7 protein-coding genes are annotated in these 11796 nt (G+C 51.6%); 4 read left to right on the top strand and 3 right to left on the bottom strand.

Features of this window, described 5'->3' with window-relative positions:
* Nucleotides 1–30 precede the first annotated feature (30 nt).
* The 4 genes from HJG54_RS06970 to HJG54_RS06955 all read left to right on the top strand — a co-directional run bounded on the left by HJG54_RS06970 (nucleotide 31) and on the right by HJG54_RS06955 (nucleotide 6179).
* On the top strand, nucleotides 31–1206 hold the full coding sequence (locus HJG54_RS06970) for a LuxR family transcriptional regulator (protein ID WP_316434130.1): 1176 nt from the start codon (nucleotides 31–33) through the stop codon (nucleotides 1204–1206).
* Between the two features lie 319 nt (nucleotides 1207–1525).
* Nucleotides 1526–2200: a GAP family protein gene (locus tag HJG54_RS06965; RefSeq protein ID WP_316434129.1), complete on the top strand. Its 675-nt coding sequence runs from the start codon at nucleotides 1526–1528 to the stop codon at nucleotides 2198–2200.
* Nucleotides 2201–2433: 233 nt separating this feature from the next.
* Nucleotides 2434–5379, top strand: coding sequence for a HEAT repeat domain-containing protein (locus tag HJG54_RS06960; RefSeq protein ID WP_316434127.1), 2946 nt, complete (start codon nucleotides 2434–2436; stop codon nucleotides 5377–5379).
* Nucleotides 5380–5768: 389 nt separating this feature from the next.
* Nucleotides 5769–6179, top strand: a complete 411-nt coding sequence (locus HJG54_RS06955; protein ID WP_316434126.1) for a hypothetical protein — start codon at nucleotides 5769–5771, stop codon at nucleotides 6177–6179.
* A gap of 94 nt (nucleotides 6180–6273) precedes the next feature.
* Here the strand turns inward: HJG54_RS06955 and HJG54_RS06950 are convergent, their stop codons facing one another.
* The 3 genes from HJG54_RS06950 to HJG54_RS06940 form a co-directional block, all read right to left on the bottom strand.
* Complete coding sequence (locus tag HJG54_RS06950; RefSeq protein WP_316434125.1) at nucleotides 6274–8097, bottom strand: glycosyltransferase family 39 protein; 1824 nt, start codon at nucleotides 8095–8097, stop codon at nucleotides 6274–6276.
* A 379-nt stretch (nucleotides 8098–8476) separates the two neighbouring features.
* Complete coding sequence (locus HJG54_RS06945; protein WP_316434123.1) at nucleotides 8477–10231, bottom strand: hypothetical protein; 1755 nt, start codon at nucleotides 10229–10231, stop codon at nucleotides 8477–8479.
* Nucleotides 10232–10305: 74 nt separating this feature from the next.
* Nucleotides 10306–11775, bottom strand: coding sequence for a DUF2079 domain-containing protein (locus HJG54_RS06940; RefSeq protein WP_316434122.1), 1470 nt, complete (start codon nucleotides 11773–11775; stop codon nucleotides 10306–10308).
* Nucleotides 11776–11796: the final 21 nt, after the last annotated feature.

Below are 11796 nucleotides of genomic sequence, written 5' to 3'. Positions count from 1 at the left end.
TACTCTATGTAGCTCTCAGCAAATTCTCTGTTGAGCCAATTTGTTTGTAAAAGGAGAGGAGCGATGACTACTCTGAAGTCCGCTGATATTCAGCAAATACAGCACTGTATCCAGGAGTTGTATACTCTCTGCGATCTAGAAACGTTAGCCACAAAAGTAATTTCAGTGCTGCCAGAGGTCGTTGCTTCAGATCTAGTTGTTTGGTCGCCAGCTAACTTTTCTCAACACCGGATATTACCGGCAGTCATAAAAGACCTTGATTCTCTTGCGCTAGAAGAGGTTGAACAAACTGCCTATCACCATTTCTATGAACATCCGCTAGCCAGACACTATGTGGAAACCCATGATGCCAGAGCTTACAAAATATCGGATTTCCTCAGTAGCTCAGAACTGCATCAGTTAGAAGGTTTATATCATGGGTTCTTGCGCCTAGTCGATGCAGAAGAGCAGATGATCGTGGTGTTGCCAACTGCATCTACAGATACATTAGATATTTCATTTCAGCACGCTACAGATATTGTTATTGCTCTACATCGACCTAAACGGAATTTTACTGAACGCGATCGTCTAGTACTCAATCTACTCCAGCCCCATCTGCTTCAGGCTTACAAAAATGCCATTGCCGTTAGCCGCATGCAGCACGAGTTAGCCCAACTGCACAAAGTGCAGGAGCACTTGGGGATGATTACTTTGGCAATTAACGGCAGGGTCCAAACCATGACACAAAAAGCCTGGGAACTGCTAACGCGCTATTTTCACGATACTTGGTCTCCAAGCTTTCATCTGCCTGAGCTGTTACAGCATTGGGTCAACTATCAAATTTCATTGTTTAATTGCGACGATGTCACTCAACTCCGTGCTCCGTTACAGATTGAGCAAGAGAAGACATGCTTAATTCTGCGCCTGAGCTGCGATCGTTCCCAAGCACAATGTTTCCTACTGCTAGAAGAACAGCCATCCAGCAGGTTTTCACCAAAAGTATTGGAAATGCTTGGGTTAACGAAACGGGAGGCTGAAGTCCTATTTTGGGGTGCTAACGACAAAAGCACCAAAGAAATTGCTTCTATTCTCGGATGCCGTGAGAAAACAGTTGAAAAACACTTTGAACACATCTATGAGAAGCTTGGCGTCCAAACTAGAATGGCAGCAACTATGAAAGCGTTGACCACACTAGGACTAATTAACCCTATAAATTCTAATTTATAAGAACCCGTCCCCATCACTATAGAGAATTATCGCCTTGCAGCCATTTTGGGACAGGGAGAGCAAAAGCTTAATTTATAGCCGTCGCCATGACAGTTAGGACGGAGATATCGTTGTGGGCGCGCTTCGCGCCACAACAATGTACTATCGCGTCTAGCAAACACTTAAGTGCCCCAACCAACTAGCGTTCTATTTGAGAAGAATCCTGACCAAAACTTCAGCGTGATCATAAAGGACGGTAAGATTTACAAGACAACAATCAGCTAATTAGCAAACCTTCTGTGCTAATACCTAAAACGCTGATACCTTGAGCTATACGTTAATGATGAACATTTTCTGGGATCTTTTACCGATGATCTTGGGGACCGCTCTGGCCCCTATTTGGATTATCATCGTTCTGCTGATTCTACGAAGCCAGAATGGCTTGATAAAGGCAACCGCATTTGTGGTTGGAACAACCGTCGTGCGACTGTTGCAGGGCATCATTTTTGGCCATATTTTCCGTAACTCAGAGGTGGGTGGGACAGACGGTGGCCCTTCTCCAATTGTTTCGATGCTGCTGGTCGTGCTGGGGATTTTATTGCTGATCTCAGCGGTCAAAAAACTGCTGAAGGAGGATGACCTTGATGCACCCCCACCCAAGTGGATGAGCCGCTTCGATCGAGCAACCGCCCTTTCTCTAGTGGGATTGGGTGCCCTGATCACGTTGATCGCGCCCAAGCTGTGGGTGTTCACTCTCTCAGCCATTGGAGTCATTAGTGACGCGAACCTCAGCCCTAGCGAAGAGTTTCAGACGTTCCTACTCTACATCCTGATTGCACAGGCGCTGATCATCTTGCCATTGGTGCTCTATGCAATTGCCCCCCGCCAGTCCGCCAGCCTGCTACAGGCCGCTTCGGATTGGCTGACCCAGTATAACCGTCAAATTACCCTAACCGTTTCCTTCATCTTTGGCAGTCTGTTTCTTTGGAAAGGAATTTCAGGTCTTCTTTTGTAATGCAAACGGATAATCCATTGACTCAACCTTTTCTTACAGAGAGCTGTCAATCAAGTGGATGCAATCCTTCTTGGGACAAGCTGCTCATTACTTGGTGCATGATGATCGAGAATTGACGCAAGTCACTGATTCACTACGGCAAACGATGAACTGCTCAGCCTGCGATTGAGAGCCGAGTCTCTAGAAGTAGCATCGGCTATGATAGACACATCTCTGCCTCCATATTCTTGTCTATGGCGGATACGGGTTTGTTTCGAGCCTATCTAGAAGCGATTTGTAGCAATTACACCGAAAGCTACGTGCAAACGGATGCGGAAATCACGCTGCGATTGCATGCTCAGACTTCGCCAGAGAAGAACCTACAGCAAGGCGCTTTACACAACAGAGTGGCGGAGAGAGCCGAGAAGGTTGAACGTTGGCCTGTTCTAGACGGTATTTACAAATACGCCTCTGACCATGTGCTGCTGAGCGGCAAACCCGGCTCGGGAAAATCGACAGCCTTGAGGCAACTGTTGTGTCGGGAGGCTGGGCGAGCACTGCGGGAAGTAGTCAGCACAATCCCGGTTTTGGTGGAGTTGCGGGCTGGTAAGCCGATGATGGATGCCATTCAGGAGGTGTTTCGCCGCCAGCGGCTGAAGCTGAGCCACGAGCAGATCGATGAGTTGCTCTGGGATGGCCAATTGCTGCTGTTGATCGATGGTGTTAACGAGATTGTTTCTGATCATCTGCTGCAGCAGTTGGAGGAGTTTCGAGCCAACAATGCCTCGACACCGATGATCTTTACAACGCGAGATCTGGGTGTGCGGGGGGATCTGGGCATTCGTAAAAAGCTGGAAATGCAGCCACTGACCCCACCGCAGATGCGCGAGTTTGTTTCGGCCTATTTGCCTGTTCAGGGAGCCGATCTACTGAAGCAATTGCAGGACCGCTTGCGAGACCTGTGCGAAACGCCGCTGTTGCTGAAACTGCTGTGCGATGTGTTTGCCGAGACGCAGCAGATCCCCTCCAATCAGGGCGAGCTATTCCGCCGGTTTGATCAGGACTATGCTCGGTTCAAGCGGATTGAGTCGATTTCGGCAGAGCTGCAACGTTGGAAGACAGAGCTTTTGCAGTATTTGGCGTTTCGGATGATACAGGGCACAACTGGAATTCGCTTGCAAATGGATTGGACAGCAGCGGAGGTCATTCTGGAAGAGTGGTTGCAAGGCCGAGTAGATGCACCCGCCGACAAAGCCAAACGCTGGCTAGAGGATTTGCTTGAACATCATTTGCTGCAAGTCGCTGCCGATCCAATGCAGATTGAATTCCACCATCAGCTATTTCAGGAGTACTATGCGGCAGAATACCTGCTGCGCCAACTCGACAAACTCGATGACCTGACCCTGCAAAAGCGCTATCTCAACTCGCTCGACTGGACCGAATCGTTGGCGTTGATGTTAGGGATACTGGACAACGAGGCAGAGGCGCTGCGCGTGGTGAAGCTGGCGCTAGAGGTAGATCTGATGCTGGGGGCAAGGCTGGCAGGGGAAGTGAAGCTACCGTTTCAGCAACAAACGATTCGCTGGGTGATTGAGTTGGATGTACCCGAGTGGTTAAAGATTGAGTTATTGGGGAGAACCCGCTCTGAGCAGGCGGTGAGCTATCTTGCACAAGCCCTCAACCATGAAGCCACCTCTGTTCAAGGGAAGGCTGCCAAGGCATTAGGTCGAATTGCTTCTCCTGAGGCATTGGCAGTACTGATTCAAGTATTTAGCTATGCTAACTGGTGTGTTAGAGAGAATGCTGTTAAGGCATTAGGTCAAATCGCTTCTCCTCAGGCAGTTGAAATTCTCATTTACGCCCTTACGGATGAAAACCGGAATGTTCAAATCAGCGCTGTTGATGCAATAGGTCAAATTGCTTCTCCTCAAGCGGTTGAAGCCCTGATTCAAACCCTCAATAGCGAAGACTCCTCGATTCGAGGCAAGGCTGCTAAGACATTAGGACAAATTGCTTCTCCTCAAGCAGTTGAAGCCCTCATTCAAGCCCTCAACAACAAAAATCGGTATGTTCAAATGGGCGCTACTGAAGGATTAGGTCAAATTGCTTCTCCCCAGGCGGTTGAAGCCCTCATTCAAGCCCTCACCGATAAAGATTCAGTTGTTCAATGGTTTGCTGTCAATGCATTGGGGGAAATTGCTTCTCCTCAAGCTATCCCTGCCCTCATTCAAGCCCTGAATAATGGAGAATCAGATGTCCGAAGCAATGCTGTGGAGGCATTGGGGGAAATTGCTTCTCCTCAAGCCATCCCTGCCCTCATCCAAGCCCTTAACGATGGAGACCTAGATGTTCGAAGTACGGCTGCTTGGGCATTAGGCCAAATTGCTTCTCCTCAAGCCATCCCTGCCCTCATCCAAGCCCTTAACGATGAAGATTGGCCTGTTCGAAGCAGTGCTGCTGAGGCATTGGGGAAAATTGCTGCTCCTCAAATTATCCCCGTACTCATCCAAGCCCTCAACGATGAAGACTCCTTTGTTCGAAGCAGTGTTGTTGAGTCTCTAGGAGAAATTGCTTCTCCTCAAGTCATCCCCGTGCTCCTCCAGGCCCTTAACGATGAAGACTCCTCTGTTCGAATGAGCACGGCTGAGGCATTAGGTCAAATCGCCTCTCCTCAGGCGGTTGAAGCCCTTATCTTAGCTCTCAATGATGAAGACTCTTCTGTTCGATGGCGTGCTGCTTCGGCATTAGGTCAAATCGCCTCTCCTCAGGCCATTGAAGCACTCATCCTTGCCCTTAACCATAAAGACTTCCCTGTTCAAAGGAGTGCGGCTGAAGCATTAGGAAAAATTGGTTTTCCTCAGGCGATTGAAGCTCTGATTCAGTCCCTCAACCATAAAGACTTCTCTATTCGCACGAGCGCAGCTAAAGCATTAGGGCAAATCGATGCTCCTCAACTACTCGCTCAACTCTGGCAACTCTATCGATCAGGCAACCAGGAAGCTTTTGACGCCATCTCTGCGATTCAAGAACGCTGTCGGTTCTACAATTACGAGATCGAGCAAATGGTTCTACCGGCTAATTCTGCAACCGATCGCGCTGCTTCGGTAATCAACATCTATGATGGAAAAGTTGGCGACATTATTGCTGGAGATAAGAGCGTGAAGATTGAAGGGAATTACATTGAGAAGCAAGAAAATTAGTTTGTTGTTAGAAGGCCATAACCCTGATCATGTCAGAATTGCCACCTACCCACTCGATTACAGGCAGTAGTCAACGTTATCATTAAATTTAGAGAGTTTGATTCTGAGAGCCATCGATCCCCCATTCAACGTCACAGTTCCGATGGGAGAATAATTCTATGCAGACAACGCCCCAATCAATCACCTCGATCGAGAAACGGCTGTGGCATTTTTTGACATGCTGCCTGCCCACATCAAAACAGCCTTCGAGTCACCCAGATCGACCATCCCATGGAAGCTGTGTTAGAGTCCGCCATTGCTGCTCTTGATCCAGAAGCCCTGAGCTTCGCAGACTGTAAATCCAATCGCGCCTAGCTTGAAACCGTACTACCTTCCTTAGCCATACCCCCATGACTAGCGACTCTAGACCCAACATCAATATTTCTGGCGGCACCTTCAAAGACTTTGTCGCAGGCAACAAGCAAATCAAAGTTGAAGGGGACTATATCGAAACACAAAATAACTACACCCTTTCACCTGAAGATCAAGCTGCAATCGATGACCTTAAGCAGGTGATTCATGATCTGCAAGCTCGCTATCCAACAACTGACCCAGCCCGACAATCTGCCATCATCGAAGCCGAGTTCCAAGAAATTAAGCAGAAACAACCCTGGAGATGGAAAAATCTACTGAAAGCGAAAAATTTATTGAACGGTGGCAAGATTGCCTTGACGAAAGCAGGCGAACATTTGTTTGAAGAAAACATCTGGGGCAAAGCCGCAATTGGTTTTCTCGAAGGTGTGACCGAGGAAGTTGAATAACGATAGGATGCAAACAACCTGAACAACCTGGGTCAAAGAGTTATGCACATGGATGAGAGTAAAGATCGAGATTGAAAATAACTAATCTGTGTCTTCAAATATCAGCCTTTGTCTGCGAAGGTCTACGTCGTAGCGGCTGACAGCGAAACAGTTGATAGGGAAACCCAAGTCGGTGAAATTGCTCTGGATCAACCCGGCAGTCCATTTTGGGGCGAGTGGTGGGCGTAGGGGGCGCATTCAACCGCAAGCGCTGCGGATAGTCTTTGGTACGCATTCCCGGCGAGGCAATCACCCAGAGGTTGAGGGGCGGCGACAGAGGCTGAGGTAAACTGGCCAGCTGCCGCCATGCCTGACCATAGCTTTCGGAACGGTCGATAAAGCCAAACTGCACCGATGCCTCGTCCACGGGTTGCGGTGTCTCCGCAAGCACAGCAAGATGGTTACGCAAGGCTAAGGCAAAACTAAGCCCCAACCCCACTTCCTGCGGCGAACGGTAACTCATCACCACGGCTAAGGGTCGGTCGGGTTCAAAGGCTAGGTCAGCCGCGACTCGATCGGGATGGTAGGACTTCTGGAAGGCGAGACCGTGGACCACCATGACGCTGCTGAGCAGACCAACCAGCAGCAGAAATCCAGGGTTAAGGTTGGTCGCTGGTTTCTGGGATGCATCATGACTAGTGGCCGCTTGTTGCTTACTGCCTGAACTGGCAAGACTGGCCGCTAGCAGCGCACAAACTCCCGGATAGTAGACAAAGTTGTAGCGGGGAACAACGGTCAGGTCTTTATCGAGCAGGTAAACAATGGCGAAAAATTGCAGCAGAATGCAGCCGGTAAAGCTAGCGATCAGCAGAATCGCCGGACGCTTGACTTCGGCTTGCCAGAGACGCGGTGCAGCTGATTTGAGCTGCCAAACCAGCCACAGCATGAACCCCAGCATCAGCAAACTCGCCGGAATCGCAATCCAGTCGGGTTGGTTTTCCACCGGCAGGGCGATCACCATCAGCGTCCAGCCGACCAGAGTTTGGTAAAGCGGTTCCAGACGGTCGATCCAGTCGGGCTTGTAGGGAATCAGCCAGTCGGTTTCGGGACGGCTGAAGTGGCTCATTACTGTGGGCAGCCAGGGTAAATAGCCGATACCAATCGCTGCAATCGCCAATCCCCAAGCCCCCCAGTGGCGGCGAAGCAGCTGCCGTTGGTGCACTAGCATCCAGCCGGTGAGGGCCACGATTTGGGCGATCAGAGCCAGGATGCAGAAATAGTGGGTGTAGAGTCCCAACAGGTTAAGCAAGCTCCAGCCGAGCCAAACCAGCGGACGCAAGGAATTTTGACGCATTAAATCCTGCTGCATCTGCACTAGTGCGGCTAGGGCCAACGTAATCAACAGCATTGGCAGCGTGTAGTGGCGTGCTTCCTGCGATAGGTAAACCGCAAACGGCGAAACCGCCATCAAAGCCGCAGCCAGCAATCCCGCTTTTGCTGAAAAAGCAACCCGATTCAGCCAGTAAATTGCCCCAATCGCAGCCACGCCAAACAAGGCCGGCAGGAAGCGCAAAGCCCAGATCCAGTGTTCCGGGTGGCGCAGGAAATCAGCAGGCAGCCAGTTGAGCCAGCGATAGAGCAAACAGAAAAAGACCGGCGGATGCACTGATTCGGTCGTGATCCGGTAGGCGATATCAGTACAGCTCAACCCCGGCTGAACCGTAAACAACTGATCGAGCGCCGTCAGTGGAAAAAATTGTTGCAGCGGCACATCTTGATAGCTGCGTCCCATCGTAAACAGAGCCGTCAGCACCTCATCCAGCCAGAGCGGCTTCGAGTTGAGCTGCCACAGCCGCAATCCCAATCCCAACAGCAGAAGCAGGAGCAGAATCAGGAAGTGGTGCTGGGGGGGAGTTAGGGGCTTAGTGAGGCGGGGCATTTGGGGGTGGGGAGTTGGGGGTGAGGAGTTGGGGGTTGGGGGTTGGGGGTTGGGGGTTGGGGGTTATAGCAGTACGCAAAATGTACTTAGGGTCTGTTCAGAGTTTTGGGTCAATCCAGCTTTTGACTTCGTACTTCTCCCACCCGCAGATGCATCGCGGGCTAATCAGGGAAGTCTGTAGGCGCAGCCTTCTCGCAGAGTAGCAGACTAAGCAAGAGGTTTAGTCCCCTACCCTGCGGGAGCGCAAGCGTATGAGTGGACTTGCTTTATTAGCCCGCGATGCATCTGCGGGTGGGTCAAGCCACAAACCAACACAGCAAAATTCACAGTCTCCATTCTGACTCCCCACCCCCAACTCCCCACCCCCAACCCCCAACTCCTATCCCCCCAACTCCTCCTCCGTTTGCTGCAACAAACAACCTGCCTCCAGCACCACAAACTCCTGATTCTGAAACACCGCACAGGTCTGACGGCTCCTGGCTAGGGCCGGTTTCTTACCTGGCTTGAGTACTCGGTTTGCCGCTTTGACCGCGTCAGGATACTGCTTAAACCAGGCTTGTTCCAGATAGTCAGGACTGAAAGCATCGCCATCGAGCAGCCAAAAATCGATGCCGTATTGCTTGATAAATTGCTTAACTTTCGGTAAGCCCGGACTATACTGCGCCTGAATCAGGGCCACCATCCGCTGCTGAAAGGGCCGGTAATAGCCCATATGGTAGGGAATGGCGTACTCCTGGGCCGCCAGCACCGAACGTTGGGTAAAGCTGGGCAAATTGTTGGCTTCTTCCGAGAGGGAGGCGATCAGGGTGTCGGGGGGCTGCTGGGCAAAAAACTGGTATAGCTGCGGCTGGGTGCCAACAAAGTATTTGGTGCGGGGAAATTCCGGCGTGTAGCTGGGGTAGAAAATCAGCGCTGCCGCCAGAGCCACCATGATGCCGCTGGCTAACCCGTTGCGTAGCGTTCGCTGCTGAGGAGACTGAGAGGCCCAGCGTTTCATGGCGTCTAGACCAATCACCAACGCCATTGCTGCCGTCCAGCAGAGGAGGATCCGAAAGGTATGCTGCGTGTAGCGACTGGGCAAATGCAGTTGAAACAGCAGCGCATGGGCTGCCAAAAACCAGAACAGCGATACGGCAATCAGTTGGGGAATCAGCCGCATCGCCGGTTGGATCGCTTGGGTTAAGGGAAAGCGCTGTGGAAAGCACAGCATGATCGGCAGCAGAAAGGCGGCGAACAACAGTTCCGGCAGGCGAGAGATGTAGGGCAACAGGCCACTGCGCAATCCTTCTACCCAAAATTTCCAGGCGTTGGTGGTAAAAAAGTCGGACCGTCCGCCCCGCTGAAATTCCGGCATTTGTTTGGCTTCGGCCACGGTTACCACCGGGTCAAACTGGGACAGGTGCAGCGCATAGGGCAACATTACCGCCACCGCCACCAGCAGACCCACTCCGCAAAACCAGTAATCTTTGCCCTGTTTGGATAACCGCGGCCAAGGTCGCCACTCTACTAGCTGACACAGCAGCAATCCTGCCGACAAAAACACCGCCTGCGGATAAAACAAACCTTGCAGCCCAATGGTCACCACGCAGCCCAACAGCGAACGCCGCAGCAAAAAATAGCAAAAGCCCAAAAATAAGGGATAAATAAAAGCTCTGGGCGTGGCAGAAACTAAATCATCGTTCATCCACAGCACCTGATTCAGCAGCAGCGAGGCCACAAAGGCCGCCAGCGGTACCGGAAACAGCTCCAGCATAATCCCAAAGCAGGCCAAGGTACTGATCACGCCTAAAATTGGCGGCAGCAGTTTACTCATTAGCAGCGGATCCAGACCCAACCCAGCGGCAAGCCGATACAGCCAGCTATAGCCTGCGGGTGCCACCGACTGAAAATAATCAGCAATCAGGTCATTGGGAAACAGGGCCGGATCGGTAAACCGCTGCATCCAAAACACATGCTGACGGGCATCATCCTGCACCACATAGGCCGAACTAAACGCCTGTTGCAGCACCAGAATGCTGTAAACCAGGGCAAACGCCAAGCTCAGCCCCAACCAAAACCAAAGCCAGCGACGAGAGAACCCTTCTTGAGAACCTTGAGAACGGTCAGATGCCGCCTGCGGTAGTTGCAACGCCATAGAATTTGTTGCCTGAATTTGCCAATCGCTCGATGCTGATCGCAGCATTCGTTACGGCATCCTACCATGAGCCATCAGGGTTTCTGGCGGGTAAGGCGCGTAAATAGATAAACTCCGTCCCGCTCATAGCGGAGCTGGAAGTCTGGCCGCTGTTGCAGCCGCTCGAAGATGCGATTTGTTGTCTCATCGTTCTCGCCCCAGGGATGGCGGCGGTTAATCAGCACATAGTCGGCTTGGGCAACATCTCTTCTGAAGTTGCGGAGGCTCAGCAGTGAAATTTGCCGGCGTTGGCTGAGGTGGGCACCGTAGCGATTATCGGTAATCACGGTGCCTTCGTGACGTGGAATTAGCGCCATTGCCTCATAGCTGGCTTGCCAAGTGTCGAGGGTGCGGGTGTATTCGGGGTGATAGCGGCCATATTTGGCTAGCGCGATGAACATCACAAGCGCCCAGAGGATAATCCAGCGTCGCTGTCGCAGCATCCCTTTGCCATGCGCCAACGAATCGATTACGGCCACCAACAAAAACGGTAAGACCGGCAAAGAATACTGGTGCAGCAAATCGCGCTGCAAGTCCGACTCCGACAGGATGTTGAGCAAAATCACCGGCATAGCGCTGACCAACGGCGTCAGATAGCGGGGATGTAGCCCCCAGAGAAACGGGACAAACAGTAAGGCCAGATATTCCAACGACTCCCAGCTAAACATTTTGCCCAATACAATCTGGGGTTTGAGGAATACATTCAGCGCCACTTCCAGCACCGAATCGCCGCCCAAATGGGCATAGCGTCCTAAAGCTGCTGCCTCACTGCCGCTCAAAGTGGGAATGATCCACTGGGTGGCGATCAAAAACCAGGCCACTCCGCTAATCAGGGCAACGGCTCCGCAAAACCGCCGCTTCTCGAATACCAGCAGCCAAAATCCCATCGCCGCGATCGTGATCGACAACGCATCTTTACAGCCCAGGGCAAACACAATCGCCAGACAAAACCACCCGCGCCGGTCGGCCCGCGCCAGCCAAATTGCCGCTAGCATCACCGGTAGGGCCATCACTTCCGGGTGAAAGTCGAACATGTTGACGTTGAAGATCAGCGGATGCAGGAGATAAACCGCCACCATTGCACTCGCTAATCCTGCTGCTAAACCCGCCTGCCGTGCCAGTAGCCAGGTCGGTAACGCCCCGATCGCCAAACAAACCGCCTGCACCAAAAACAACCAATATACCGATGGATAAATGAAATAGGGAATCGCCATCAAATAAAACGAATAGGCGGTGTGGTTGCCCATGTGGTGAAAGTTGAGATAGGAGGAGATCGGCTCCATGCCGCGACTCAACAAATAGGCAACCTGATCGTAAATACCCAGATCAAAGGCGGTAGACCGCAGCAGCAGATGACGCGCGCTGCTGGCAATCAGCAGAATCACCACCGCAATGCCGATCCAGTGGGCAAGAAAGTGGGTGCGAATGGTTTTGACCGCATCGGTGACAGCTAGTCCTTCCAGGCGCTTAGATGCAGGTTCTGGAGCCTCAGACAACTCTGGCATAACTGTTGAACTCTAGATTAG

Origin of the sequence: Leptolyngbya sp. NK1-12 (assembly GCF_032598965.1) — a bacterium.
Lineage (GTDB): Bacteria > Cyanobacteriota > Cyanobacteriia > Elainellales > Elainellaceae > Elainella.
This window is presented reverse-complemented; position numbering and strand designations above follow the sequence as displayed.